At 54.5% G+C, this 26525-nt stretch carries 20 protein-coding genes and 1 pseudogene; 8 read left to right on the top strand and 13 right to left on the bottom strand.

Annotated elements, in window-relative coordinates; translation table 11 throughout:
• Positions 1-160: 160 nt before the first annotated feature.
• Genes HMPREF1487_RS04380 through HMPREF1487_RS04360 form a run of 5 tightly spaced genes read left to right on the top strand, consistent with a single transcriptional unit; the run spans position 161 to position 11771 of the window.
• Positions 161-2191 carry a methyl-accepting chemotaxis protein gene (locus tag HMPREF1487_RS04380; protein ID WP_010795386.1) on the top strand — a complete coding sequence of 677 codons (2031 nt, stop codon included), beginning with the start codon at positions 161-163 and terminating at the stop codon, positions 2189-2191.
• A 30-nt stretch (positions 2192-2221) separates the two neighbouring features.
• Positions 2222-3106, top strand: coding sequence for a CheR family methyltransferase (locus tag HMPREF1487_RS04375; RefSeq protein ID WP_010795385.1), 885 nt, complete (start codon positions 2222-2224; stop codon positions 3104-3106).
• A 19-nt stretch (positions 3107-3125) separates the two neighbouring features.
• Positions 3126-10265, top strand: coding sequence for an Hpt domain-containing protein (locus tag HMPREF1487_RS04370; RefSeq protein ID WP_010795384.1), 7140 nt, complete (start codon positions 3126-3128; stop codon positions 10263-10265).
• Positions 10258-11280, top strand: coding sequence for a chemotaxis protein CheB (locus HMPREF1487_RS04365; RefSeq protein WP_010795383.1), 1023 nt, complete (start codon positions 10258-10260; stop codon positions 11278-11280). The genes HMPREF1487_RS04370 and HMPREF1487_RS04365 overlap by 8 nt, the downstream gene beginning before the upstream one ends.
• 11 nt (positions 11281-11291) lie before the next feature.
• Entirely contained in the window at positions 11292-11771 is a 480-nt protein-coding gene (locus tag HMPREF1487_RS04360; RefSeq protein WP_010795382.1) for a chemotaxis protein CheW, read from the top strand.
• Positions 11772-11807: 36 nt separating this feature from the next.
• Here the strand turns inward: HMPREF1487_RS04360 and HMPREF1487_RS04355 are convergent, their stop codons facing one another.
• The 5 genes from HMPREF1487_RS04355 to HMPREF1487_RS04335 form a co-directional block, all read right to left on the bottom strand.
• Entirely contained in the window at positions 11808-12527 is a 720-nt protein-coding gene (locus HMPREF1487_RS04355) for a 16S rRNA (uracil(1498)-N(3))-methyltransferase (protein WP_010795381.1), read from the bottom strand.
• 167 nt (positions 12528-12694) lie between these two features.
• Positions 12695-13042, bottom strand: coding sequence for a HopJ type III effector protein (locus HMPREF1487_RS04350; protein ID WP_010795380.1), 348 nt, complete (start codon positions 13040-13042; stop codon positions 12695-12697).
• A complete protein-coding gene (locus HMPREF1487_RS04345; protein WP_010795379.1) occupies positions 13039-13332 on the bottom strand; it encodes a DUF1244 domain-containing protein in 294 nt (97 codons plus the stop codon). The genes HMPREF1487_RS04350 and HMPREF1487_RS04345 overlap by 4 nt, the downstream gene beginning before the upstream one ends.
• Before the next feature lie 35 nt (positions 13333-13367).
• Positions 13368-14078 (bottom strand): dihydromonapterin reductase, encoded by a 711-nt coding sequence (gene folM, locus HMPREF1487_RS04340; protein ID WP_010795378.1) that lies wholly within the window; start codon positions 14076-14078, stop codon positions 13368-13370.
• Between the two features lie 95 nt (positions 14079-14173).
• Positions 14174-14746: a putative antibiotic biosynthesis monooxygenase gene (locus HMPREF1487_RS04335; RefSeq protein ID WP_033351670.1), complete on the bottom strand. Its 573-nt coding sequence runs from the start codon at positions 14744-14746 to the stop codon at positions 14174-14176.
• A gap of 280 nt (positions 14747-15026) precedes the next feature.
• Here HMPREF1487_RS04335 and HMPREF1487_RS04330 point away from each other — a divergent pair, with 280 nt between their 5' ends.
• Positions 15027-15479, top strand: coding sequence for a flavodoxin (locus HMPREF1487_RS04330; RefSeq protein WP_010795376.1), 453 nt, complete (start codon positions 15027-15029; stop codon positions 15477-15479).
• A gap of 86 nt (positions 15480-15565) precedes the next feature.
• Here the strand turns inward: HMPREF1487_RS04330 and HMPREF1487_RS04325 are convergent, their stop codons facing one another.
• Positions 15566-16468 carry a LysR family transcriptional regulator gene (locus HMPREF1487_RS04325; RefSeq protein ID WP_010795375.1) on the bottom strand — a complete coding sequence of 301 codons (903 nt, stop codon included), beginning with the start codon at positions 16466-16468 and terminating at the stop codon, positions 15566-15568.
• A gap of 88 nt (positions 16469-16556) precedes the next feature.
• Between HMPREF1487_RS04325 and HMPREF1487_RS04320 the strand changes: the two genes are divergently transcribed.
• On the top strand, positions 16557-16931 hold the full coding sequence (locus HMPREF1487_RS04320) for a CidA/LrgA family protein (RefSeq protein WP_010795374.1): 375 nt from the start codon (positions 16557-16559) through the stop codon (positions 16929-16931).
• Positions 16924-17607, top strand: a complete 684-nt coding sequence (locus tag HMPREF1487_RS04315) for an LrgB family protein (RefSeq protein ID WP_010795373.1) — start codon at positions 16924-16926, stop codon at positions 17605-17607. The genes HMPREF1487_RS04320 and HMPREF1487_RS04315 overlap by 8 nt, the downstream gene beginning before the upstream one ends.
• Before the next feature lie 33 nt (positions 17608-17640).
• Here the strand turns inward: HMPREF1487_RS04315 and HMPREF1487_RS28300 are convergent, their stop codons facing one another.
• The 7 genes and pseudogenes from HMPREF1487_RS28300 to HMPREF1487_RS04285 form a co-directional block, all read right to left on the bottom strand.
• Positions 17641-18369 carry a methyl-accepting chemotaxis protein gene (locus HMPREF1487_RS28300; RefSeq protein WP_371106369.1) on the bottom strand — a complete coding sequence of 243 codons (729 nt, stop codon included), beginning with the start codon at positions 18367-18369 and terminating at the stop codon, positions 17641-17643.
• 129 nt (positions 18370-18498) lie between these two features.
• Positions 18499-19266: pseudogene (locus HMPREF1487_RS28295) on the bottom strand (MCP four helix bundle domain-containing protein); the annotation flags it as partial.
• A gap of 125 nt (positions 19267-19391) precedes the next feature.
• The gene (locus HMPREF1487_RS04305) at positions 19392-20201 is read right to left on the bottom strand and encodes a SirB1 family protein (protein WP_010795371.1); all 810 of its coding nucleotides are present in this window, start codon (positions 20199-20201) and stop codon (positions 19392-19394) included.
• 157 nt (positions 20202-20358) lie between these two features.
• On the bottom strand, positions 20359-22977 hold the full coding sequence (locus tag HMPREF1487_RS04300; protein WP_010795370.1) for a DEAD/DEAH box helicase: 2619 nt from the start codon (positions 22975-22977) through the stop codon (positions 20359-20361).
• 162 nt (positions 22978-23139) lie between these two features.
• Positions 23140-24111 (bottom strand): 2-hydroxyacid dehydrogenase, encoded by a 972-nt coding sequence (locus tag HMPREF1487_RS04295; RefSeq protein ID WP_037029719.1) that lies wholly within the window; start codon positions 24109-24111, stop codon positions 23140-23142.
• Between the two features lie 32 nt (positions 24112-24143).
• On the bottom strand, positions 24144-25019 hold the full coding sequence (locus tag HMPREF1487_RS04290) for a TIGR01459 family HAD-type hydrolase (protein ID WP_010795368.1): 876 nt from the start codon (positions 25017-25019) through the stop codon (positions 24144-24146).
• A gap of 173 nt (positions 25020-25192) precedes the next feature.
• A partial coding sequence (locus HMPREF1487_RS04285) for a mannose-1-phosphate guanylyltransferase/mannose-6-phosphate isomerase (protein ID WP_010795367.1) occupies positions 25193-26525 on the bottom strand: 1333 nt, incomplete at its 5' end.

Here is a 26525-nt window from a genome sequence, read left to right as displayed (position 1 = left end):
CCACGCTTCTCTGTATAAGACATGCAGGCGGACACATCCATGCTGAACGAGAGCCAGTCAAGCTGGCCATCTAATTGCATGGGCAATGGATTGTGGGGCCAAATGAATTGGCTTTATCACAAAGGAATATGCAATAAACCGGTCCAGGCGGGGGCCAGCAATGAAGAAAACGAGTACGGGGAAAACGAGTCCTTTGGTCGCCGGCCTTTTTGTCGCGCTGATCATTTCAATTGTTCTGCTTTTCGCAAACTTCGCGTATCTCAGTACGCAAGCCAACCACGATAAGCAATATCTTGAGCATGCGGGTGAGTTGCGTGTTCTCTCACAGCGTATTTCCACCAACGCAAGTGAGGCTGCAACAGGTAAGCCCGAGGCATTCAATCAGCTTAAGGCGGCTCGTAACGAGTTCGAAAGACGCTGGGATATCTTGCGTAACGGTAATGAGCTAGCAGGTTTGCCGCCTTCTTCATTGTCTGTTGCCCCACAAATGGAAGCGGTACAGGCTGAATGGGATCGTGTCCGGAAAAGTGCGGATGACATTACGGCCAGTGAGCAGACCGTACTATCATTGCATCAGCTTGCGACTACGCTTGCCCAGACGATTCCCCAGTTGCAGGTAGAGTACGATGAGATCGTTAACATCCTGCTGGAGCGTAAGGCACCCGCTGAACAAGTAGCGGTCGCGCAACGTCAGTCACTCCTGGCTGAGCGTATTCTCGGTTCGGTTAACAAGGTGCTGGCTGGCGATCAGTCTGCTGTTCAGGCCGCCGATAGTTTCGGTCGTGATGCCAGTATGTTTGGCCGTGTCTTGAACGCGATGCTTGAAGGCAACGCTTCGATGAACATCGCAAAAGTGACTGACCCCGAAGCTGTTAGCCGTTTGAATGAGGTTAACGAGCTGTTTGAATTCGTTTCCGGCAACGTGGACGAAATTCTCGGTACGTCTTCTGAACTGCTTGTCGTTCGTGAAGCAGCCAACCAGATTTTTGCCAGTTCACAGCAGCTTTTGACCAAAGCGTCGGATCTGGCGCAAGGTTATGGCAACGTAACGGCTGAGCGACGTATCAACGTCCTCGGTAATTACGTTCTGGGCCTTATCGCGTTGGTATCGATTATTTCAATCGGTCTTATCATTGTAAAAGAAGCACGTCAGCGTCTGGCTGAAACCAATGAAAAGAACCAGCGTAACCAGGCTGCGATTCTTCGCTTGCTTGACGAAATTGCAGACCTTGCCGACGGTGACCTGACCGTAGAGGCAACCGTTACCGAAGACTTTACAGGGGCGATTGCTGACTCGATCAACTACTCGATCGACCAGTTGCGTGACCTGGTTAAAACCATTAACCAGACAGCGGTTCAGGTATCGGCAGCTGCTCAGGAAACTCAGTCAACCGCTATTCATCTAGCGGAGGCTTCCGAGCACCAGGCGCAGGAAATCGCCGGGGCTTCTGCCGCTGTTAACGAAATGGCAGTTTCTATTGACCAGGTATCGGCCAACGCCTCCGAGTCGACTGCGGTAGCAGAGCGCTCTGTATCCATTGCAAACAAGGGCAACCAGGTCGTACATAATACGATCGTGGGCATGGATAACATCCGTGAGCAGATTCAGGACACCTCCAAGCGGATCAAGCGACTGGGTGAATCCTCCCAAGAGATCGGTGACATCGTTAGCTTGATTAACGACATTGCCGACCAGACAAACATTCTGGCCCTTAATGCGGCCATCCAGGCTTCGATGGCCGGTGATGCGGGTCGCGGCTTCGCCGTGGTAGCCGATGAAGTTCAACGTCTTGCTGAGCGTTCCTCTGGCGCAACCAAGCAGATCGAAGCCCTTGTAAAAGCGATTCAGACCGATACCAACGAAGCTGTTATTTCCATGGAGCAAACGACCTCTGAAGTAGTTCGCGGTGCCTCTCTGGCCCAGGACGCGGGTGTGGCGCTCGAGGAAATTGAAAAGGTTTCCAGAGCGTTGGCAGGTCTGATCCAGAACATCTCCAATGCTGCGCGTCAGCAGGCGTCATCTGCAGGTCACATCTCGAATACTATGAATGTCATTCAGGAAATTACTTCGCAAACCTCTGCCGGTACTACCGCTACCGCTCGTAGCATTGGAGACCTGGCGAAGATGGCGAATGAAATGAGACGTTCGGTTTCGGGCTTCAAGCTGCCAGAAGATCAGTCTCCTAGCTAAGTGCATAGCTCGTACGGAGCGGCGAGAGGTATGGACGCTATCGCAACGAATGTCGAGCATCCCCAGGGCTGGAGCTTCCAGCCCTCGATGGAAATGCTGCCAAGCGAATTCATCGCTTGGCAGCATTTGCTTGAGAGTCGTGTCGGGATTGTTATCGACATCGCGAGGCGCCCATTTTTTCAGACCCATTTGACGAGCCGTATGCGAGCGCTGGGTATCAACGATTACGCAGACTACTATCGATATGTAACACGGGGAGTGACGGGCGCAAGGGAATGGGCTGATCTGCTGAATCACTTAACCACGCAGTTCACTCAGTTTTTTCGCCACCTTCCTTCCTTCGAGACGTTGGAGGCTTATTTGAGTCAGCGTATCCAATTGGACAGCGAGGCAACCTTGTCTTTGTGGAGTGTGGGTTGCTCCAGTGGAGAAGAAGCTTACTCAATGGCAATAACGGCCTCAGAGACCTTTCGCAAGGCGGGTTTATCCGAGCGCTACGGTGTCTTTGCTACAGACATTAGTTCACATGCTTTGAGCAACGCTCGTCTTGGAATATATGCCTCTGAGAAAGTTAAGCATTTAGATAGTTCGCTGCTTGATCGCTATTTTTCAAATCATGCAGATGGAACGTTTTCCATAGCTTCCGCTTTGAAAGCTCGCCTGTGTTGCGCGCGATTGAATGTGCTCGAGCTTGGTAGAACACCCATATCTGGCATGGATGTCATTTTCTGTCAAAACCTGCTCATTTATTTTCGTCGGTGGCTTCGTAAGGACATTCTCAATCAGCTTGTCAGCAAGCTGAACCCCGGCGGACTTTTAGTAATTGGCGTGGGAGAGGTCACTGGCTGGAGTCATCCAGACCTGATCCCGGTCGCTGATGAGCGTGTTTTGGCTTTTACCCGCAGGGTAGCTTAACGGTATGAATGGAGTGAATATGGCAGATCGGCACGATTATGTCGCTCTGGAGTGGGTGAAGGGTGAGATTGCCGAAACGCTGAAGCAAGCCCAGCATGCACTTGAAGCTTTCGTTGAGAATCCTCAGGACACTACCCGGATTCGCTTCTGCCTGACCTACATTCACCAGGTCCACGGCACCCTGCAGATGGTCGAGTTCTATGGCGCGGCGCTGCTTGCCGAAGAAATGGAGCGGCTGGCCGAGGTGCTTCAGAACGATCCGGCAGCAGCCCAGAGTGATGCCCTTGAAGTTCTGATGCGAGCCATCTTGCAACTTCCATCCTATCTGGATCGCATTCTCGGTGCCCGTCGCGACCTGCCGATGATGGTGCTGCCGCTTCTGAACGAACTGCGTGCAGTCAGAGGCGAGAAGCCTTTATCCGAGGTTAACTTCTTCTCGCCAGCTTCTCCGCCCCTTGTACCGCTTCTCGAGCCCGAAGAGCTGGCTCGCAGACAAGCAACCGATTGGCCGGTAGTCGTACGCAAACTCCGTCAGGTTTTACAGGTTGCACAAGTCAGCCTGTTCCGTAACCAAGGTGTTGCCAGTCACCTCAATTATCTGACGAAGGTGTTCGAGCGTCTTGAGCAGTTATGCGCAGGCAGTCCGCTTGGCGAGTTGTGGCCGATGGCTTCTGCTCTGATTGAAGGACTCAGCGCTGGCGTCTTCGAGAACGATAGCCGCGTACGTGTATTTCTGCGTCGCATCGATAATGAGCTGAAGCGGCTGCTGGCAAGCGGAACAGCGGCACTCAATGTGCCAGCTTCTTATGATCTGACACGCGATCTGCTTTTCTATCTGGGCCAAGCTACAAGCGATACGCCCCGAATCAAGGAAGTAAAGGCTCTCTACAAGCTCGAAGAAGCGCTGCAGATTTCAGGGCAGGGTGATACTGGAAACAATGGAAGCATTGGTCCGGATCGCGATGCGATGCGCTCCGTGGTGACAGCTCTATGCGAAGAGCTGGTGCGCATCAAGGACAGCCTTGATTTGTATGTACGTAGCGACCGTCAGCAGTCTAGCGAGCTGGGCGCACTGCTGCTTCCCTTGAAGCAAATTGCAGACACGTTGGCTGTCCTGGGCTTTGGCCAGCCGCGTCGCGTTATTCTGGATCAGATTGATCAGGTCTCGGCGCTGGCCGCTGGGGATGTGCCCAGTACCGATTCTGCGCTCATGGATATCGCAGGTGCGTTGCTTTATGTCGAGGCAACACTGGCGGGCATGATTGGCGTGACGGATCATGGCGATGATGAGGAGTCTCATCTTCCCACGACAGATGTTGCCCAGGTACATCAGCTTGTCATTAGAGAGGCGCGTAACGGTCTTGAGCAGACCAAAGATGCCATTATCGAATTCATAGCCTCTCAATGGAATCATGAGCATTTGTTGCCGATTCCCCAGTTGCTGACCCAGGTTCGAGGCGGCCTGGGCATGATTCCTCTGGAGCGTGCAGCAGGCCTGGTTGAGGCATGTAATCGCTATATTCAGCAAGAGCTCCTGGCTCGCCAGGTCGTTCCAGACTGGCAGAGCTTGGACACGCTGGCAGATGCTATTACCAGTGTCGAATATTACCTTGAACGTCTCGCTGACGACTCCAATGCACAGCAGGAGCTGATTCTTGATGTAGCAGAGGAGAGCATGGAAACCTTGGGCTATCCCTTGGTATCCAGTTCGACTGATGTGCCTCTGGTTATAGAGGAAATCGCTACAGAGCCGACGCCGGACGCAAGCGCTGACAGCGCTATGAGCGATGCTGATGCAGAGGTTGAAGAGCCTGCCCACGCTGGAGCGGTTGATTCGCTCGAAAGCAGCTCTCCTGAAGCCAGCACCGCTTCTGGTGTTGACGGCCAACAGCAGGACGCTACATCACTTGAGCCGACAGCGGAGGAGGCGCTTTCTCACGAGCCCTCGACAGAGCCAGAACTGCCTGCCGACGCAGCTACCGGTGCCTTGGAAGCCAGGGATGACAAGCAGGAAGCCACCGCGTCTCTGGATGCGTCGCAGCCGACTGAGGCTGAGGCTGAGGCTGAGGCGTTGCCTGAACACATCGATACAGCAACTGACACCTCTCCTGCACCCAGTCATGGCGAAGAGACTGATATGGATCTGGGGGATGTCATGGCCTCCCCTGTGCAGGCTATCAATCCGCCTGCAAAAGAAGTTCCTCCCTCTATTCTTCCTCCTCCTGTTGATGAGGAGCCTGTCGATGAAGATTTGAGAGAAGTCTTCATCGAAGAGGCAGAAGAAGTGCTCGAAACGCTTAACACGTATATTCCCCGCTGGTTGGCTAATGCCTCGGATCGTGAAGCGTTATCTGAGAGCCGTCGAGCCTTCCATACCCTGAAGGGTAGCGGGCGCATGGTGCGCGCCTTGATCATTGGCGAACTCTCATGGGCGGTTGAAAACCTTCTCAACCGTGTCATCGACCACAGTGTAGAAACCTCTGCTGATATTCAGCATGTAGTAAACGAGGTCCTACAGCTACTGCCGCAGCTGATTGATGAGTACGAGCTGAATGCTCAGCGTCAGCGTAACGATGTCGATTACCTTGCAGCGGCGGCTCATGCGCTGGCCCGCGGGCTTCCGATTCCAGACGCGTTTGAGTCTTCTGAACAGGTAGAGCCTGCCTCTGAGGTTGAGCCCAGTTCTCAGGATGAAAATGCTGACGTCGAGGCTCCGGTTACGTCTGTAGACCATGCTGAAGAGCCAGAGCCAGAGCCAGAGCCAGAGCCAGAGCCAGAGCCAGAGCCAGAGCCAGAGCCAGAGCCAGAGCCAGAGCCAGAGCCAGAGCTTAGCCTTGAAGCTGATGACGAAAAGTCGCTGGATGCACAGGTTACAAGCGAGCCTGTGTTTGAAGAGCTGCCTGAGCGTGAAAATGTTGATCCGTTGCTACTGGATATCTTCCGTAATGAGGCGGAGGCTCATCTTGCAACAATTGCAGAATACCTCGAACAGGCGGACCCTGAGGTACCTCAACAGGTTACTGATAATCTGCTGCGTGCCTTGCATACCCTCAAGGGTAGCGCTCATATGGCAGGTATTTCAGCGATTGCTGACCTTGCTTCGTTGTTGGAGCGTGTTGTTAAGGAATACAAGGCAAGCCATACACCGTTTGGCTCTGAAGAGCAGCAGGTACTGGCGGATGCAGCGTATTCGATAGAGGACGGCCTCAGACAATTGAGTGACGACCATATCGATATTCAGCTTATCGATAATGATGCCTTGTTGGCTCGATTGCAGGATCTGCTGGAGCAAAGATCCGAGCAGACCGCTTCGATCGATGCGGCAGAGTCGAATACGCATCACAATCGTCAACGCCTCTCCGATTTTCTTATCGAGAGCATGGATATCCTGCTCAAGGCCGATGGGCTGCTAGAGGGCTGGCAAGCAACGGGTGACGATGCTCATCATGCTGCCTCGCTGTCCGCTGAGTTCACTCATTTCTCTGATCGGGCCGCTAACGCGGGGCTTTCAGACGTGGAGGCGTTGAGTTCAGCTCTTTGCGAGGTCTATCAATCCTGCATTAGTGCGCATATTCCTCATCGCGACGTGTTCTTCGAGGAGGTGCTGGCTTCCCAGGAAGCCTTGGTCAGCATGCTTAACCAACTGGCCGTGGGGCTTAGAGCCACACCTCAGGGTGAGCGCATCAATGCGTTGCAATTGCTTCTTGCTGAACTGGATGCTCCTGAGACTGAGACTGAGACTGAGACTGAGACTGAGACTGAGACTGAGACTGAGACTGAGACTGAAGCTAAGGCAGTGTCGGCTGATGATGTCGATCCGGTAGTCGAGTCCTCTGCGATCAGTACGGCCGAGCCCGTTGCACAGGCTCCTGCTATTCCAGTTGACGATGAGCTTGACAGCGAGATGGTGGCCATCTTCCTGGAAGAGGCGGTCGACCTGCTTGATAGCGCTGGGCAGGCACTTGAGCGTTGGTTCAAGGAGCCGACCAACCATAACAATCTCTGGATTCTGCAGCGCGACCTACATACCCTCAAGGGCGGGGCGCGGATGGCTGATATCGAGCCCATCAGCCTTTTGGCCCATGAACTTGAGACGTTATACGAGGGGCTTGTTGACGGTCGTTACCAACCAAGTGACGACTTAAAACCGCTGCTCCAGCGTTGTCATGACCGCTTGGCTCAGCAGCTTGACCAGTTGCAGAATCATCAAGCGCTTAGTCAGCCTGATGACCTGGTCGATGCGATTCAGGCCTATCGGCAGGGTATACAGCGGACGCAGCAGGTCGAGCAGGATGAAGACGCTGCGTATTCCGAGGACACGTCAACGTCAGAGGTTCAACCTTTCGAGCCTCTGGACGAGGCTGACGAGGAACTGATCGATATTTTCCTTGAGGAAGGTTTCGATATTCTTCAAAGCGCGGCAGGTTCTCTGCAACGTTGGCAGATGGATACGCATAACAGCTTTGAGCTGGAAGCCTTGCAGCGTGACCTGCATACGCTCAAGGGCGGTGCCCGTATGGCTGACATCACACCCGTCAGCGATTTGGCCCATGAGCTTGAATTCCTATACGAAGGATTGAGTGCAGGACGCCTCCGTTCGAGTGAGCACTTGTTTGGCCTTCTACATCAAAGCCACGACCTGTTGCTTGAGATGCTGGAAAGTGTCCGTAATCGCCAACCTGTACCGTCTGGCCAGCGTCTGGTGGAGGCCATTCATGCTTTCCGTACCAGCACGGATCAGCAGTTGGAGCAGCCTGTCAGCATTACATTGCCGCCTGCTCAAGTAGAAGACTCCGATGAAGACGAAATTCTGGAGATCTTTATCGAGGAGGCTGAGGACTTGCTCACCAATATGGAGTTGGCGCTCCATCGTTGGGAGGAAGTCGAAGGCTCGAATGAGGCCGTTGATGATCTGCTGCGCTGCCTGCATACCTTGAAAGGTGGTGCTCGTCTCGCAGGCCAGTTCGCACTGGGTGACCAGGCCCACTTGCTTGAACAGGAGCTGGGGGACGCCAGCCCATTGAACGGGCCCGTTGCCTCGGACCGTATTGTTGAGTTGAAAGGCAAGGCCCGTGACGGCTTGGCTGATCTAGAGGCACGAATTGCGGACCTGCGTGAACATTTCACCGCAGCGCCCATGCCTGCATTGGCTGTAGCGATTGAACCTGAACCAGTGAGCGAGCCCGAGCAACCTCTGGAGGTGCTTGCCCCTGTCATGGCCGCCGCACCGCAAGAGTCCAATGATCAGGTTCAGGTGCTGCCTTTCGTACAACGGGCGCAGGAAGCGGCGCGCAAAGACAGTAACCGTCGAGCTCCTCAGGAATTGGTACGCGTTCCGGCTGATCTGCTCGAAAACCTGGTTAATCTGGCCGGTGAGACTTCCATTTTCCGAGGTCGTGTCGAGCAGCAGGTTAGTGATATCGGTGCCACGCTCAGTGAGATGGAAGCGACCATTGAGCGGGCCCGCGATCAGTTACGTCGCTTGGATACCGAAACGCAGGCCCAGATCCTCAGCCGTCACCAGGATGAGCATGAGCGTGCGGGCTATGAAGAGTTCGATCCACTGGAAATGGACCGATACTCGCAACTGCAACAGCTGTCCCGCTCCTTGTTCGAGTCGGCGTCTGACTTGCTCGATCTGAAAAATACACTGGCATCCCGTAACCGTGATGCGGAGACCCTGCTATTACAGCAGGCTCGCGTCAACACGGAACTTCAGGAAGGCCTGATGCGTACGCGCATGGTGCCTTTCGACCGTATGGTTCCACGCCTGCGCCGCGTTGTTCGGCAGGTGGCGGGTGAGCTGGGAAAGCAGGTTGAGTTTGAGGTAAACAACCCTGAAGGCGAAATGGATCGCAATGTGCTGGAGCGCATTGTCGCTCCGCTCGAGCACATGCTGCGTAACGCGGTAGACCATGGCATCGAAAACAGTGAAGCACGTAAGGAAACAGGCAAGCCCGAAACGGGCAATATCCACCTCTCCTTGAGTCGTGAGGGCGGTGATATTCTGCTGACGCTTTCTGACGATGGCCGTGGTATCGATTTGTCTGCAGTACGTCGCAAAGCCATAGAGCGCGGCCTGATGGATGAGGGCAGTGAGCTTTCCGAGCAGGAAGTCATGCAGTTCATCCTGGAGTCGGGCTTCTCCACCGCTGCACAGGTGACTCAGATTTCCGGACGCGGCGTTGGTATGGACGTGGTCCACTCAGAGGTTAAACAATTGGGTGGAACCATGGGCATTCACTCGGTTGCAGGAGAGGGAACGAGCTTTTCGATCCGTTTGCCCTTCACGGTGTCGGTCAACCGGGCACTGATGGTGCACTCTGGCGAGGACCTGTATGCAGTTCCGCTGAACACAATCGAAGGTATCGTTCGTGTGTCGGCGACGGAGCTGGAGGCTTACTATCAGGCCGGTGCTCGTTCCTTCGAGTATGCAGGCCAGACGTATGAACTGAAATACTTGGGTGAGCTGCTGGAAAATGGGCAACGGCCTAAACTGATCAACCAACCGCTTCCCTTGCCGGTTATTTTGGTGCGCTCGAATGACCATGCCGTGGCTATACAGATCGACAGCCTGGCCGGTTCGCGAGAGATCGTAGTAAAGAGCCTAGGCCCACAGTTTACCGGCGTGCATGGTATCTCTGGCGCTACGATTCTAGGGGATGGTCGAGTAGTCGTGATTCTTGACCTGCTGGCCTTGATTCGCAGCCGCTATGCTCGTGCCGTTGGCGCGCTGGCCGACCTGTCTATTGCGATCGACTATGCCGTGGAGACCGAAGTTGAGCGGCCGACACTGGTTATGGTGATTGACGACTCGGTTACGGTTCGCAAGGTGACTAGCCGTCTACTTGAACGGAGCGGGATGGACGTGATTACCGCTAAGGATGGCGTGGATGCGATTGCTCTACTTCAGGAGCGCAAGCCCGATATCCTGTTGCTTGATATCGAGATGCCGCGGATGGATGGCTTCGAGGTGGCTTCACTCGTGCGTCACGATGAGCATCTCAAGGACCTGCCTATCATCATGATTACGTCACGCACAGGCGAAAAGCACCGTGATCGTGCTTTCACTATTGGCGTAAATCATTACCTAGGCAAGCCGTACCAGGAAAATGAGCTTCTCAATCACATCCAACAGTTGGTCAAGGTAAATGACTGAGAAAGCAATAGTTCGAGTTGCCATTCTGGCTGATACCTCGTTGCAACGGTATGTGTTGCAACAGGTATTGGCTGGCAACGGCTATCAGGTGGTATTCAACAGCGATCCGACGCGCCTTGATGTGGAAGCCTTGCGAGCCTGTGAGACGGATCTTTGGCTGGTGGATCTGGCTGAGTCGGAAGACTCCAACGTGCTGGAGGATCTGCTTGAACATACCTCTACGCCTGTCCTCTTTGGAGAAGGCCAGGCACCTGAGTTCAGCTCGGATCTTTTCCCGCGCTGGGAGCGCCGTCTTATTACCAAGCTGAAGCATTTGGTGGGTGATACGACCGAGGCAGTTGGTCCGAGCCTTCAGGCGCTTCTGGCTGATACCGAGCGTCCGGAGCGACTGAGTTTGCCAGCGTCTCTGGCCTCAACACCCTTGCAGATGGGGGAGTCTGCCAAAGAGGTATGGCTGTTGGCCGCATCGCTGGGCGGACCGGATGCAGTAAAGACTTTTCTTGACGCTTTGCCAGGCGGACTGCCGATTGGCTTTCTTTATGCGCAGCATATCGATGCCAATTTTGAGGCGACACTTCCAATGGCGGTAGGTCGCCACAGTCAATGGCATGTACAAATTGCGCAGCCGGGACTTGAAGTCAGGTGTGGTGAGGTCATAGTCGTTCCAACACAGAACGAGCTGAGCTTTCGTAATGATTCCAAGCTGGATGTCCTGAGCCGCAAATGGCCGGAGCCCTATACGCCTTCGGTCGACCAGATGATGCTCAATCTGGCTCAACATTTCGGTTCGCGTTGCGGCATGATCATTTTTAGTGGCATGGGTAATGACGGTAGCAGCTCGGCAGCCTATATGCGCCGAAGAGGTGCGGAGATATGGACTCAAAGCGCCGACAGTTGTAGTTGCGCCAGTATGCCAGAGACACTTCGAGAGGCAGGATTCTCTTCGTTCACGAGTGATCCGCGGGGGCTGGCCGAAGCGCTGGTCAACCGCCTAGCCAAGCAGCATGCTCATTGAAAGGAGTTCCTATGAGCCAAACACCAGCACTCACAAGCACACCTGAAAACCTGACAGGACTGCTGCTTTCCCTTACGGACCGCACGCTTTTGCTGCCTAACGTTGCTGTGGCTGAGTTGATACCGTATCGACCGGTTGCCAAGCTGGCCGATCAGCCTGACTGGTGTTTGGGGCAGGTAGCGTGGCGAGACCTTCGGCTCCCGCTGCTCAGCTTCGAAGCCGCCTCGGGAGCGCCGTTGCAGTTTGACCGTAACAGTACGTCAGCCCGGGTCGCGATCATCAATGCCTTGGGAGGGCGTGCTCATGTGCGTTTCCTGGCCATCCTCGTGCAAGGTATTCCACGTTCCATGAGAGTTACACCTGACCTTGAGTCGGCTGATGTTCCTCTGGATCCTCTGGAGCTGGCAGCTGTGAAGCATCAGGGTAGTGTAGTGAAGATTCCCGATCTGATTGCGCTGGAAGAAAAGCTGGCTGAAATCGGAGTGATCTAATCAGAAAGCCCGGTTGAGACCAGGCTTTCTAACCTTCTAGAAGTCTCCCCAGAGCTGCTGTGCTACAGCCAGCGCCACAACCGGCGCTGTTTCAGTCCTGAGTACACGCGGTCCCAGACGTGCAGAAACAAAACCGGCCTTCTGGGACTCTGCCACCTCGTTATCAGTAAGACCACCTTCTGGGCCTATCAGAAAGGCGAGACTAGAGGGTGGTGTGTGGCTGGTAAGCGGCTCCGCAACGGGATGAAGTACAAGCTTCAAATCGGCCTCGACCTTTCCAAGCCACTCGGCTAGCGTGACGGGGGCATGGATGATAGGGAGGGTTGAACGTCCGCACTGCTCACAGGCGCTAATAGCGACCTGCTTCCAATGTAGAAGACGCTTGTCGGCTCGCTCATCTTTCAGGCGCACCTCGCAGCGCTCCGTCATGACAGGAGTGATTTCGGCAGCGCCCAGTTCTGTCGCTTTTTGTATAGCCCAATCCATTCTTTCCCCTCGGGAAAGACCTTGCCCTAAATGGACACGAAGCGTTGATTCCTCCATTCCGGAAAAGCGCTCCTGTATGTCCACGTGCGCCGATTTTTTCCCGATCTCGGTTAGCACTCCCTTGTATTCATAGCCAGACCCATCGAATAGCTGTACGGCTGTACCCGAGGTAAGACGTAATACACGTCCCATATAATGAGCCTGTGCTTCAGGGAGGATCTGTTGCCCGAGCGAAAGGGGAAGGTCGACGTAAAAGCGAGATAGGCGCATTGGCAGTCACAGGTTTAGAAAGCAGTCGCTGCCTATTATTACTGACCCATGAGCTGAAGGCACGGCTTGATTCAATTAGGTAAGTAGGATCTTGCCATTGAGCGCGAACAAGCTATGAGTAACACTGTTGCGCCTTGATCGTTTCGGATCAAGGCGCAAGCGACAGATCAAACCGACTGTTTTGCTGCCAATGGCAGCTGGGCGAAGCGGACGCCCGCCAGACCATGGGTGATCAGCGAACGGATGTTGGCGTGATCAGCACCTTCAGGAGTCGCAATAACGCTACGGTAATGCTCCCCAAAGGCCAACAGGGCTTCCTGTGTCTCGAAGCTCTCCAGCAGCGCAAGGCCTAGGGTTTTGCAGGAGCCTTCATTTTGGCCAACTGCGTTTTCTACCGAACCATTTACAAAGGCTTGAGGCGTGTAATCATAGTGATCTGCAATGAAAGCCAGGGTACCGGCAAACAGATGCTCATCACTACGAAGCCGAGCGCGAAAGGTCTCAAGGGGAGTCATGGCTTGGCACTCTCCTTGAAAGCAGCAGCCTGTTCAGGTGTGGCTTCCTTCTGGTAACGCGATTTCCACTCGGCATACGGCATTCCATAGACGGCTTCACGTGCATCGTCCATGCTCAGTTCCACGCCCTTTTCGTCCGCCGCCGCCTTATACCATTTCGATAGGCAGTTCCGGCAAAAGCCTGACAGGTTCATCAGGTCGATGTTTTGTACGTCGGTACGCTTGCGCAAATGTTCTACCAATGTACGAAAGGCCGCAGCCTCCAGCTCAATGCGCTCTTGTTCGGTCATGGATCGATTCCTCCAAAAATGAATGCCTGGGACAATCAGGCATTCTTCGAATGACGCAGGTGGCGGCCACCATTGGCCGTAACCGTACTGCCTGTTGTATAGGTAGACTGCAACAGATAGGTCACAGCCTCGATGATCGGCGCGGCTCCAGGCTCATACGGAAGTAGAGCCTTTTTCAGCGTAGCCTCCTGATAATCAGCACTGCTGTCCTCTTTGAAAATAAGGAGGCCGGGAGCAATGGTATTCACTCTGACAGTAGGTGCGAGCTTTTCAGCGAACGACAGGGTCATGTTACTCAGCCCCGCCTTGGTCGCTGCATAGGCGATGTGATTCTTGCTGCCTCGGGAGGCACTGTCGTCACAAATGTGGATGATATCGGCGCGCGTACTGGCAAGCAGGAGCGGCTCCAGAGCCAGGTTCAGGTGATACGGCGCTTCGAGATGTACCTGATACATGGTCTGGAAATGATGAAGCGAGTCGTTCAGCCAAAGCGATGCATTATGAATGATACCGCGCAGGCTTTTAGCGCAAGTGAGTACATAGTCGATAAACTGTTGCCTGTCTTCAACGGAGGTCAGGTCTACCTGAAAAGGGTAAACATTTTCCAGCGTCACCAGCTCGCCAGGATCGTTGCGGTACGTGGCTACGATCTCATACCCCTGACTGCTCAACGTCTTGGTCAAGGCAAGGCCGACTCGTTTATTGGCGCCCGTGATAATCAGCGGGGCAGCAAACGTGTGATGCATGGGATGGGGCTCCGACAGACGAAAGGGCTGTCTGCTAGAGCTTCGATACTCTGCAGACAGCTTTCGATTATCGCAAACCCTTCACCATCGTGACATCATGAATGACGGGTCGTAGCAGGCCGGAGTGTTCTCCGGCGAGCCTGCGAGGCATCACTATTGAGCCAGCCGGAAAGCAGGCGAGTTACCCATGGGATAAAGAAGCACACCATGATAGGGGTCAGGATCAGGGTGCTGAGCAATATTCTGGGTACCAGTGGCAACCCAGCCAACCTGTCGCCTAACAAGGCATTGAATAGCAGCGATACAGGAAAGAACGCAAGCCAGACAGCAATGCTTTGCTTCCAGCGAGGGGGTGTGCGGCGGGCATCGCCAAACCAGGTATCAAGGCCCTGTGCACGAAGCTCCTGCGGCTGCTCGAAGAGATCCTTGCCCCGCTCAAGCCAGTGCTGACGCGTCGAGGAATGTTCCCAGGCACCTAATGTCTGCTCATTAGAAAAACGAAACACGATCTGGACTTCATTATCGCCTGGCGGCGGGGAGAGGACGCCCGATCCAAGATAGCCTTCATAGCAGGTCGCCAAGCGCTCACCTTCGCGGAGCCATTCGAGAAAATTATCGTAACAGCCATCGGCGACACGGCGAGCCACCATCAGGGTGACGGGATGCATCATAGAACTCTCCACATGCAACTATCCGGATAGGACGGTCTGATCACACAGCGCCGGGTAGGCACTGCGGTCGAGAACAGGAAGCGACTCGTTTTGGAGTGCTTCGATCGCCTGAGTATCAGGCTGTGCAAGCATATACAAGGTTCATTCCATTTGCGTTAAATGCCGATGAGCGCTGGCTAGACATAAGTAGTAGGCGTCATGTCAGTGCAAGAAGCGCTGTGTGTGAACCAAAGGGCAGCATGGTAAGGTTAGGCATACCAGTGATTAAGGAGGTGTCATGAAGGTCGCCATTTTATGTGGCTCTGTTTACGGCACGGCTGAGGAGGTCGCCAGGCACGCCAAGCAGATTCTGGAGGCAGGTGGGCATGAGGTCTGGCTCAATTTGCGTGGAGGACTGGACGATTTGCTGGCTTTCGATGCCGATGCGTTTCTTGCCGTGACATCGACAACCGGAATGGGAGAGCTGCCGGACAACGTACAGCCGCTTTACTATGCGCTGCGCGATACGCTTCCGGATTGGCGTGGCAGGCCCGCAGCCGTGATCGGTTTGGGGGACGCCAGCTACGGCGATACTTACTGTGGTGGTGGCATGCAAATGCAGGAGCTGTTTGCCGAGCTTGGACTGCAGGAAGTGCTGCCTATATTAAAGCTCGATGCCAGTGAAACCGTTACTCCCGAAACAGACGCGGAGCCGTGGCTGGATCGTCTGATAACAGCCTTGATCCGCTGAGGGGAACGGTAGTCTGCTAGGTCATCAGGCGCTTATGGCTTGATGACTATGTTGTCATGGCAGACTTTAATTCAAGATATTCAGACTCAAGTATCCAGTTTGCCGAATTGCTCCAGGCTGACTTCCTGCATGAGATCGAGCCAGGCTCTTGCCGCCCGGGAAAGGTATGCACCACGCCGCCAGATAAAGGAGGCGTCCCACCGGAGGTCAGGTTGGGTCAGAGGAATGCGTACGACATCGGGACGTATCAGCTTTTGGGCCACGATTCGGGGTAGGAGAACAACGCCTTGTCCTGCTGCTGCCAATGCTATTAGAAAGTCCGCCTGTCCACTTCTGCCACCTTCTTGGGGCGTAAAGCCCGCTTCGCGGCACGCCTGTAACAGTCGATCGTTCAAGGTATAGCTCTGCTGATATAGCAAGAAGGGCGTAGCGGCCAGCTCCGCTAACGCCAATCGGGGCCTATTGGCCAATGGATGAATACATGACAGCACGGCATCCAAAGGCTCATTGCAAAAAGGTTGATAATCAAAAGAAGGATCATTAGGGGTAAGACAGCCACCAATCTCTATATCACCCTTTATGACCAACTCCTCCATGAGCTTGCTGCCACCTTCCACCAAGTGAACCGTAATTTGCGGATAGCGCTTACGGTAGAGGGAAAAGGGGGCTGCAAACAATGTTTCTGCACCCAGAATGGGTAGCCCAACGCGTAGTTGTCCTTGACCCAGGCGGGCCAGATCATCCAGCTCCGTCAGCATTTCGCGGTGTTGGCGCAATATGTGCTCAGCATGTTTGAGCACAACATGTCCTGCATCGGTCAATTGTAGGGCGGGGCCTGTCCGATCCAGCAGACGCAACCCCAGACTTTGCTCCAGATGGGCAATCTGCTTGCTGACGGTCGATTGAGTCGCGTGAAGCACGCGTGTACTGGCAGTAAAACCGCCCTGGCGTACAACCTCGACAAACATGCGGAGTTGTTTGAATTCCATTTTGGAATGGCTCTGATTCTAATAATTCGCTTCTGGGATAGTAAGGCCGGGCGTATCCTTGAAGCCAGTTAAACGTAATGGATGTCTTATGGTTCCCCGTTACATGCGGACGCTGGTTGAGTTGGCTGTGTTGTTAGGTATCTGGTGGCTAGGCGGATGGCTTGGGCAGTATTTCGGTTTGCCTATCCCAGCAGGTGTTCTAGGTCTGGCGATCCTTCTGCTGTCTCTTGCGCTGCGAGTGATAAAGCCAGAGTGGCTTGAAAGCGGTGCCCGTGTGCTGGTCGGTGAGATGCTGCTGTTTTTCATCCCAGCGCTGATGAGTTTGCTTGATTATGGGCCTCTCGTCCGGGAAGAGGGCATCCGTATTCTTATGGCGGTGTGCTTCAGCACGCTTCTGGTCATGATCAGTACCGCTTTGACGGTGGAATGGATGTTTCGTCGCAGGAGCCGCCAGGATGCTTGATTGGACTGGCGTGTTCTGGCTGCTTCTGACGTTGGGTGGGTATATTCTGAGCCGGATGATTTACAAGCGCATCAAGTGGTATGTGCTGGCTCCTATTGTCTTTGTGCCGACTATTCTTTATCTAATTGCCATTCCGACAGGCACGAGCTATGCGCAGTATTCCCACTACACCGGTTGGCTGATCGGCCTGCTTGGGCCGGCTACCGTCGCGTTTGCCGTACCGATCTGGCAGCAGCGTCGACTTCTGGTCCGTTATTGGCGAGCACTTATGGCCGGCATTGTAGTAGGCAGCTTTGTGTCAATTTTCAGCTCTTGGCTATTGGCCCATTTGCTGGCTCTGGAAGCGCCTGTCACGTTATCCCTGCTGCCACGCTCGATTACGACACCGTTTGCCATGCCTATGTCCAAGGACCTGGGGGGGGCACCTGAATTGACCGCTGCTTTCGTACTGGTCACAGGTGTTTTTGGCGCTGTGGTGGGTAGCCTTCTTCTGCGCTTTCTTCCGTTGCGCTCTGCTCTGGCGCGAGGTGCGATGTTCGGTGTAGGTGCCCATGGTGCCGGTACAAGCCGCGCTTACGAAGTAGGCATTGAGGAGGGGACAGTGGCCGGACTGACGATGGTACTGACCGGCTTGTTCAATCTGTTGGGCGCCCAACTGCTGATCTGGGTGCTTTGATGGAGGGGGTGCATCCTTGCACCACGTTCATCCTTAAACCTTGAAATGAGATACCAAGGTATTCAGCTCAACAGCCAGGCGCGACAGCTCTTGGCTGGCTGCCGTGGTATCACGAGCACCTTCCGAGCTCTGGACTGACAGATCCCGAATATTGACCAGATTGTGGTCTACTTCGCGGGCTACCTGTGCCTGCTCTTCGGCTGCGCTGGCAATGACCAGGTTGCGCTCGTTAATCTCGCTGATGGCGCGGGTGATTTCTTCCAGCGCTTCGCCGGCACGACGAGCCACTTCCAGCGTAGAACCTGCTCGGGTCGTGCTGGACTCCATTGAGTTCACGGCCTGCTCAGTGCCATTCTGGATACTCATGATCATTTGCTCAATTTCACGAGTCGACTCCTGGGTACGATGCGCCAGAGCTCGTACCTCGTCGGCGACGACAGCGAAGCCGCGACCTGCCTCTCCCGCACGGGCCGCTTCAATAGCGGCGTTGAGTGCCAGCAGGTTGGTCTGGTCAGCCAGGCCACGAATCACATCAAGCACCTTGCCAATATCGCGTGATTGACTGGCAAGTTCACCGACCAGACATGCGGTCGTCTGAACCTCCGAGGTCATGTGCTCAATGGACGAAACGGTCTCCAGTACGCGACCCTGACCCTCCTGAGCCGCACTGGCAGAGTGCTTGGAGGCTTCGGACGTTGTTATGGCATTGCGGGCCACTTCTTCTACTGCCGAGCTCATTTCCGTTACGGCCGTTGCAGCCATCTGGATTTCGTCATTCTGGCGATTCAGGCCACGTGCACTCTCGTCAGTGATGCTGCTGAGCTCTTCAGAGGCGGCAGCCAACTGGCTCGAGGAGCCTGAGATGCGCTCTAACGTATGACGCAGTTTTTCCTGCATGGTACGCATGGCCATCAAGAGACGAGCGGGCTCATCCTTGCCGGTAACCTGAATGTGCTTGGTCAGGTCACCGCTGGCAATTTCTTCAGCCGCACGCAGGGCCTGATCAACCGGCTGCACGATGCTGCGCGTCAGCAGCCAGGCCAGGAGTACGGTCAGTAATGCAACGATGACCAACAAAGTAATAGCGGTGGCAACAGAGGTGGAATAGCTCTGGGCAGCACTCTGATTAGACTTTGTCGTTGAGTCTGCATTGATATCGACAAGTTTGCCTAACACCGCATTGATTGCGTCAGAGTTCTTCAGAAGCTCATCGTTAAGTACAGCCTTAAGCTCATCAAGTTGATTTGCTGAAGAGAGCTGCATCATGCGGTTCTTCAGCTGAAGATAATCACCCCACAACTTTTGGAAATCGTTATAAAAGCCGCGCTCCGCCTCCGATGCAATCAGCTTCTCATAGCGTGTCCGCGCAGCTTCAACCTGACTGATCCGCTGATCAAACAATGCCAACGTCTTTTGCAGATTCTCCGGTTCGCGGTTGATAAGCAAACGATAGGAGAGCACGCGCAGGCGCAGGGTTAGCGATGTAATTTCATCCAGGCTGGTTATGCTGGGGAGCACATTCTGTTCAAAGTTAATACTGTTCTGGCGGATATCACGCATCTGATAGAGCGAGAAAACACCCAGGAACAAAGTGAGTACAGCTATGAACGCAAACCCCAGGAAAGCACGAGGTGCGATATTCAAGTTACGAAGGGTCATTGCTTAGGTCCTGCTAAGTACAGCGTAAAGGAGGTTGCTTGGCTATCGGCTGTGCTTGGCAGGACTTGATATCCGCCTGGCTGGAGACAGAAGGTTCTGGCTGTTAAGGCATATTTCCATGCCTATCAGTGAAGACGGCGGCGACTATCACTCAGCGCGGCCAGGCGATGGCTTAGGTGCAGTTGCTCGGCTGGGTCATCGCTTAACAATAGGGCATGCTCAAGGTCATAACGCTGGGCCTGAGGGCAGTCCAGCCGGCTATACAGTTCTGCACGAGCCAGATGATCCGAGACGCTGGGCGGCCCTACTTCCAGTACCCGCTGCGCATCTTTCAGGGCTGCCAATAGTTGGTTATCAAATTCATGCAACTGACGAAGATTTCGAGACAGTCTCTGGAGCAGTTCGCGAGGCTGAGCAGTGCGTAGGTGCTGCGCTTGCAGCTGGGCATGTGGACCAAACTGATAGGCGAGCAGTCCGCGGCAATCCTTGGAATAAAGTCGTCTTCCACTGGTAGGGTCAAGCAGGTGATCCGCCTCAGGGACACGTAGCAGGAAATGGCCTGGAAAGTTGACGCCAACCAGAGGAATGTCCAGTCTGCGGGCCAGCTCCATCGCGATCAGTGATAAGGAAAGTGGCTGTCCCCTTCGACGAGCCAGCACCTTGTGCAGCAACGCTGCCTGAGGCTTCAGCGGCCAGTCATCGGCGTGAAAACCCAGCTCGATCATCCGGCGTACGAGCTGCTGCGCGCGCTCGGCGGACGAGCCTTGATGATCAATCGCTGCCTCGACAGAAGGAATGAGATCCGTCAGAAGATGCTGAGCCATTTCAGGCTGAAAGGTCAGGTCATGTTCGGCGGCTATCCAGAGTGCTGCCTCAAATATAGCAGGTGGCTCACGGTTGAGCGCATCCAGGCAGGCTTGGCGCGGTAACTCCATCGCAATCTCCCAAACCCCATGCCAAAGTAGTGTAAGCGCAGACAAACAGCATCCAGATCATAAGGGATATGGACTTTATTATGTTTGACAAGTTTAGACCGCTTCTCGAGTGATGCACCGCTCTGCTCAGACAAGCAGAACGGCCAAGGAGGAAAGTCTATTTACCCAATGGGGTGAAAAGCGCTTCGATATCCGCTTCCGACATTCGCCAGTCGGCTGTGTTCTCCTCAAGAATCCCTGCGGCAATACGGGATTTCTCATACTGCAATTGCTGGATTTTCTCTTCCAGGGTGCCTCTTGCAATGAGCTTGTACACAAAAACCGGCTTATCTTGCCCTATGCGATAGGCACGGTCTGTGGCCTGGCTCTCCGCCGCAGGGTTCCACCAGGGGTCGAAGTGAATCACCGTATCGGCCGCAGTCAGGTTGAGTCCCGTACCGCCTGCTTTAAGGCTCAACAGGAAAACCGGGGCCTCACCGGACTGAAACTGTTCGACAGGCGTACGGCGATCCTGGGTTTCACCGGTAAGGGTGACATAGTCGATCCTTTTTTCATCCAGTGCCTGCTGGATCAGCGCCAGCATGGAAGTGAACTGCGAGAACAGCAGGACACGACTACCATTGGCCAATAGGCCTTCGAGCAGTTCCAGCAAGCCGAGTAGCTTTCCAGACGACTTGGCGGATGTTTCGTTGCCGTTGACCAGTCGGATATCGCAGCAGACCTGGCGGAGTTTCAGCAGTGCATCAAGAACGATAATTTGGCTTCTGGCCAAGCCTTTCTTGGAGATTTCGCTACGGACCTTCTCATCAAGTGCAACACGTACCGTTTCATAAAGATCGCGCTGTGGCTGAGTCAGCTCGACCAACTGGACAATTTCCGTCTTGGGTGGCAGCTCGCTGGCTACTCGCTGTTTGGTACGACGCAGAATGAAAGGCTTTACTCGTCCCTTTAATTGGGCGAGGCGTTGGGTATCGCCATTTTTTTCGATCGGCGTTCGGTAGTCGCGCTTGAAGTCTTTTATATCGCCTAACCAGCCTGGCATCAGGAAGTGGAACTGAGACCAAAGCTCACCCAGATGATTTTCCAGCGGGGTGCCCGTCAGGCATAGACGGTGTCGCGTATTGAGTCCCCGCGCCGCTTGTGCCGCTTTGGTTGCCGCATTCTTAATGGATTGTGCTTCATCCAATACCAGAAGATGAAAGGAGAAGCTGGCCAACTGCTCGGCATCGCGCGGTAGCAGGGCGTAGGTAGTCAGGATGATATCGTGCTCAGGTATCCGCTCGAACAGGTTACGCCGTTGAGTACCGTGGAGGGCCAGTACTTTCAGCTCGGGTGTGAACTTGGCTGCTTCGTCCTGCCAGTTAGGTATCAGGCTGGTAGGCATGACGATCATGGCAGGGCTGGTCAACCGGCCAGCCGTTTTCTCGACCAGGATATGAGCCAGGGTTTGCAAGGTCTTACCAAGACCCATGTCATCGGCCAGGATCCCTCCCACATCCAGCTCGCGAAGTGCCTGCAACCAAGCCAGGCCATCGCGCTGATACGGTCTTAACTCAGCACGCAGGCTTTCCGGAACGTGCAGAGGCGAAGCTGAGTAATGGCGTAGTCGATGGGCGAAGTTTCTGAGCTGCTCACCACCCTGCCATGTCAGTGGGATATTTTCTTCAAGTTCAGCCAGCCGTGCGGCGTCCAGATGAGACAGGCGTATCTGCTTGGTATTAGCAGGTAACGAATGCCCATGCAGTTCCATGAGTGCGGCAAGCAAGGGCTTTAGTCTACCTAGAGACAGGGCGATACGTGTGGGGCGTCCTTGCTTGCGTGCAGCAGGGCTTTCCACGCGGAGCAGCAGGCGCTCATCGTCAGAGCGTCTGGCCAGTGCTCCCGGTTCGAATAATTGGGGATCCCGCCGGATAAGATCGATCAGGATAGGCAGCAGACTGACGCGCCGCCCTTGTACGACGATGCCGAGCTCCAGATCAAACCATTCATGATCAGGCGCCTCCTCAATTTCGCCGTACCAATTCTCCACCTCGGTCAGCTCAAAGGCGAATTCTGGACGCATATCTATCTGCCAGCCCGCTCCACGCAGCTGCGGAAGTGTGACTTCGATAAAGCGCAGCCAACTGGAGTCATCAGGCATTTCAAACATCTCGCCCGCATCTTCGGGCAAGGCTGCGCTTCGCCGTGTCGCTACTCGGAGGCCTGCGTCCTGTAAGACTTGTCGTAGGCGCTGCTCGGCTTCACTGTGGCGTGTTGGCAGCGTTGCCGCGCTACTACGACCCGGTACAGGCTTGCCGAACACTTTTTTGCCGTCGTAAAGAAACGCCAGGGCAGCCCTGTGGCGGGTGACGGGGCGCATGCGTGCGGTTTGCCGATCATAGTCAACCTGTGTGTGGCTACCCAATACCAACAATGGCTTGGGCGGCTTGACCAGATTGATGGCTGTCTCGGCTGCTTCGCGGCGAGGAGGAGGGCTGCCGGCCCGCTGAAGGCGCTCCAGCTCGAACAGCACGGCAGCAGTATGCTTGCAGTTTCTGCCAGCCCCACATGTGCACCGGCCATCAACAAACCAACCTCTTGGACCAGGCTTGAGCGTGATGGATTGGCGGTAATCCAATCCTGAAGGACTGCTGCATATGGCATAGACCAGCCCATCGGCGGCTGACCGGACCGTGGCGTAACCTTCTTGAGCATAGCGCCGGCCACGCTCATAGTTGCGCTCAGTAAAGGAGCCTTTCCAGTCTTGCCAGTGCAGATGGTCGAAACGTAGACGCATATGAAGCCTGTAACACGAAGCACAAACGGGTAATTGTGCCACAGACCGAAAGCGTCCCCGTACTGAAGTCGCTCAGGTTGCTCAAATAGATATCACTTAATTACGAAAGCATGGCTTATCTAAAGAGTCTGCTGTTAAGCGCTGGTTTCAGATTGGCTTGATTTAACCCTTCCATACTTCAGGATTAACCAAATCCTGTGGCCGATTGCCGCTTAAGGCGGCTGTCAGATTGGAGACGGCGCGCTCTGCCATGGCATACCGTGTCTCGTGAGTCGCTGAACCGATATGCGGTAAGGTGACGACATTCTTCAGCGAAAACAGGGGCGATGATGAAAGCGGTTCCTGCTCAAAAACATCCAGGCCTGCGCCACGAATTTGCTGGTTGGAAAGCGCCTCGATTAGAGCCGCTTCATCAACCACTGGCCCGCGCGCAATATTGATCAGAATACCGCTGGGCTTCATGAGTCTTAGTTCACGGGCGCCGATCATCTGGCGAGTGGACTCTGTCAGAGGGACTACCAGGCAAACAAAATCGGATTCCTGAAGCAGAGATTCAAGGTCTCGATACTCTGCCTTGAATTCTTTCTCCAGCTCGGGCTTGCGGCTGCCTGCATGATAAAGAATCCGCATGTCGAAGCCGAAGTGGCCGCGCTTTGCAATGGCTGCACCTATGCGACCCATACCTACGATTCCCAGCGTCTTTCCATAAACGTCCGTACCGAAATGCTCTTCCGTTATGCCTTTTGTCCATTGCCCTGCTTTGGTGTAGGCATCCAGCTCAGGCAGGCGGCGAGCGGTACTCATCAGCAGAGCAAATCCAAGGTCTGCTGTGGTCTGGGTCAGTACATCGGGGGTGTTGGTCAGTAGAATGCCCTGCTCGGACAGGTAGGGCACGTCATAGCTGTCATATCCAACCGAAACGCTGGAAATTACTTCCAGGTTTTCTGCATGTTGCAACTCATGGCGGCCTAGTGTCTTGCTGGCACCAATCAGGCCGTGTGCGTGAAGGAGGGCATGCTGGAACTGCTCATCGACATTGCCCTGAGTATCAATGACGGTAACGTTAAAGGCTTCGCTCAACTGTTGAACCAGTGGAGCGGGAAGACGATTATAGATAACGACATTCTTTCTCACGGGCAACGGATCTCCGTTAGGGTTTAGTCTCTTTAGACTAGACCAGCAGCGACATATTGAGGGCGTATCGAATAATCCATCAGGAAGCGCTCAAGTTGCTCTTGCTCCGGTTGCTCATTGAACTCCGCACCCAATGCCTCGCGGTGGATTCCAGTTGACGCCAGCCATAAGCAATCAATGTTGGCCGAAACTGCACCCGGTACGTCGGTGACCAGTGAGTCACCCACAAACAGCAGCCTGGTGGCGCCCAAGGTTGCCAGTTCTCGTTGAGCACAAAGAAACGCATAGGGATCAGGCTTTCCGTACCAGCGCACACTTCCGCCCAGCGAAGCGAAGTAGTCGGCCAGCTTACCGGCGGCGTAGTAGGGTAGGCCGCCAGAGACTACTGTGCGATCAGGGTTGGCGCAGAGAAACGGTAAATGTGTGAAGTTCTTAAGCGGGGCCTGACGAAGCGTCAGCTCATCCTGAGGGAAGCTCCCTACACCTAGGATGAGGGATGCCTGTTGGATGTCGGTCACGAATCGGCTGCGTATGTGCTCGGGCCAGCCAGTCTGACCTTCGCCAGGTCCGGTCAGATAGATACCCCCCTGTGCCAGCGCTGGTTCCTGGCTAATGGCGTCGATGGCCAGCTGCCCTGAGGTCGTTATACCGGCAAATTGCTCTCGAGCGATACCCAGTTCAACCAGGTGATCCGTCATGGAAGCGGCATCACGGGATGCGTTGCTCAGGAACCAGACAGGTTTGCCTTCGGTTGCACGCCGTGCTAGCCAGTTCTGCGCACCGGGAAAGGCGTCGTAGCCGTCAATCAGTACCCCCCATAGGTCGAGAATAAATCCATCGTACTGATCGCATACAGCATCCAGATCAGAATGGGAAACAAGGTGAGGAAGGGGCGTGGATGGCGTCATGGAAAATAACGTCCTGATAAGGTTGCAAGAGCTGAAAGGATCCAGGGTACCTGCTTTAGCGATTGAGATCACTTCGGCCTAGAAAGCACAACACCGGCGCTGGGCCGGTGTTGTTGAATCTGGAGACAAGAGGACTCTTATTTTTATTTTTCTCTTGGCTCAGCTCAGAGCGATTAACGCGCTACAGCGTTAGTGCTCTTGGTCTGTGGTGCGTCGACGCGACCGTAAACGTCTTCGTAGCGAACGATATCATCTTCGCCCAGGTAGCCACCTGATTGTACTTCAATGATTTCCAGCGGTACCTTGCCAGGATTGGCCAAGCGATGTACAGACGTCATCGGCAAGTAAGTGGACTGGTTTTCGGTCAGCAGGAAGGTCTTGTCATCGCACGTGACCTGCGCTGTGCCAGAGACCACGATCCAGTGCTCGGCGCGGTGGTGGTGCATCTGCAGAGACAGCTGAGCGCCTGGTTTGACAGTGATACGCTTGACCTGGAAGCGCTGACCCATGTCGACGGAATCGTAAGAGCCCCAAGGACGGAACACTTCCAGATGGCTCTTGACCTCTTGGCGACCTTGCGCTTCGAGCTTGTTGACCACCTTCTTGACGTCTTGGACCTTATCCTTGTGTGCGATCATGACCGCATCTTTGGTCTCTACAACCACGACATCTTCGATGCCGATCAGGGAGACCAGCTTGTTGGTGCTGTGAACGAGGCAGTTACGGGCTTCGTGCAGAATCACGTCACCTTTGGTAACGTTGCCATCGCTATCCTTGTCATGCACATCCCAGATGGCTGACCAGGAGCCTACATCGTTCCAACCGGCAGACATTGGAACTACACAAGCGCGAGTGGTCTTTTCCATGACAGCATAGTCAATGGAGTTGTCCGGGCAGACGGCAAACGAGTTGCGGTCGATAATGATGTGATCGCCATCAACCTGGCTGCGCTCAAGCGCAAGCAGGCAGGTATCGTAAATATCAGGATCGTGCAGCTTCAGCTCTTCCAGGAAGCGGCTGGCGCGGAAGATGAACATACCGCTGTTCCAGTAGTAATCCCCAGATTCTACGTATTGGGTCGCGCGAATGGCGTCTGGCTTCTCTACGAAGCGCTCGACGCGATTGACCCCTTCAGGCAGGTTGGCTGAGTGGGTTGCCTTGATATAGCCGTAGCCGGTTTCCGGGCGCAGTGCAGGAATACCGAACAGCACCATTTCGCCTTTTTCAGCGGCTTCGGTGGCCGAATTCAAGGATGCTTTAAACGCATCGATATCTTCGATGACATGGTCTGCTGGCAGAACCAGCATCAGTTCATCTTTGCCATCGGCCAACAACTTCATGGCAGCAATCGCTACGGCAGGAGCCGTATTGCGACCAAACGGTTCCATGATCAAGGACTGAGGCTGGCACTTAAGGAAGGTCTGAAAAAGACTTCCCGAATCTGGTGAAATACGCCGATCCCGCCAGCCGAGTTTTTCCATGAAGCAGATGACCTTCGCCGACGCC

It is taken from the genome of Pseudomonas sp. HPB0071, assembly GCF_000478505.2.
GTDB classification, from domain to species: domain Bacteria; phylum Pseudomonadota; class Gammaproteobacteria; order Pseudomonadales; family Pseudomonadaceae; genus Chryseomonas; species Chryseomonas luteola.
The sequence above is the reverse complement of the archived record's forward strand: the minus strand, read 5'-3'. Positions and strand labels throughout refer to the sequence as shown.

What these genes read in the sequence shown, in the direction of transcription:
- HMPREF1487_RS04380 (WP_010795386.1), top strand. Translation starts at nt 161, where the DNA reads ATGAAGAAAACGAGTACGGGGAAAACGAGTCCTTTGGTCGCCGGCCTT.
- HMPREF1487_RS04375 (WP_010795385.1), top strand. Translation starts at nt 2,222, where the DNA reads ATGGACGCTATCGCAACGAATGTCGAGCATCCCCAGGGCTGGAGCTTC.
- HMPREF1487_RS04370 (WP_010795384.1), top strand. Translation starts at nt 3,126, where the DNA reads ATGGCAGATCGGCACGATTATGTCGCTCTGGAGTGGGTGAAGGGTGAG.
- HMPREF1487_RS04365 (WP_010795383.1), top strand. Translation starts at nt 10,258, where the DNA reads ATGACTGAGAAAGCAATAGTTCGAGTTGCCATTCTGGCTGATACCTCG.
- HMPREF1487_RS04360 (WP_010795382.1), top strand. Translation starts at nt 11,292, where the DNA reads ATGAGCCAAACACCAGCACTCACAAGCACACCTGAAAACCTGACAGGA.
- HMPREF1487_RS04355 (WP_010795381.1), bottom strand. Translation starts at nt 12,527, where the DNA reads ATGCGCCTATCTCGCTTTTACGTCGACCTTCCCCTTTCGCTCGGGCAA.
- HMPREF1487_RS04350 (WP_010795380.1), bottom strand. Translation starts at nt 13,042, where the DNA reads ATGACTCCCCTTGAGACCTTTCGCGCTCGGCTTCGTAGTGATGAGCAT.
- HMPREF1487_RS04345 (WP_010795379.1), bottom strand. Translation starts at nt 13,332, where the DNA reads ATGACCGAACAAGAGCGCATTGAGCTGGAGGCTGCGGCCTTTCGTACA.
- folM (WP_010795378.1), bottom strand. Translation starts at nt 14,078, where the DNA reads ATGCATCACACGTTTGCTGCCCCGCTGATTATCACGGGCGCCAATAAA.
- HMPREF1487_RS04335 (WP_033351670.1), bottom strand. Translation starts at nt 14,746, where the DNA reads ATGCATCCCGTCACCCTGATGGTGGCTCGCCGTGTCGCCGATGGCTGT.
- HMPREF1487_RS04330 (WP_010795376.1), top strand. Translation starts at nt 15,027, where the DNA reads ATGAAGGTCGCCATTTTATGTGGCTCTGTTTACGGCACGGCTGAGGAG.
- HMPREF1487_RS04325 (WP_010795375.1), bottom strand. Translation starts at nt 16,468, where the DNA reads ATGGAATTCAAACAACTCCGCATGTTTGTCGAGGTTGTACGCCAGGGC.
- HMPREF1487_RS04320 (WP_010795374.1), top strand. Translation starts at nt 16,557, where the DNA reads ATGGTTCCCCGTTACATGCGGACGCTGGTTGAGTTGGCTGTGTTGTTA.
- HMPREF1487_RS04315 (WP_010795373.1), top strand. Translation starts at nt 16,924, where the DNA reads ATGCTTGATTGGACTGGCGTGTTCTGGCTGCTTCTGACGTTGGGTGGG.
- HMPREF1487_RS28300 (WP_371106369.1), bottom strand. Translation starts at nt 18,369, where the DNA reads ATGGCTGCAACGGCCGTAACGGAAATGAGCTCGGCAGTAGAAGAAGTG.
- HMPREF1487_RS04305 (WP_010795371.1), bottom strand. Translation starts at nt 20,201, where the DNA reads ATGGAGTTACCGCGCCAAGCCTGCCTGGATGCGCTCAACCGTGAGCCA.
- HMPREF1487_RS04300 (WP_010795370.1), bottom strand. Translation starts at nt 22,977, where the DNA reads ATGCGTCTACGTTTCGACCATCTGCACTGGCAAGACTGGAAAGGCTCC.
- HMPREF1487_RS04290 (WP_010795368.1), bottom strand. Translation starts at nt 25,019, where the DNA reads ATGACGCCATCCACGCCCCTTCCTCACCTTGTTTCCCATTCTGATCTG.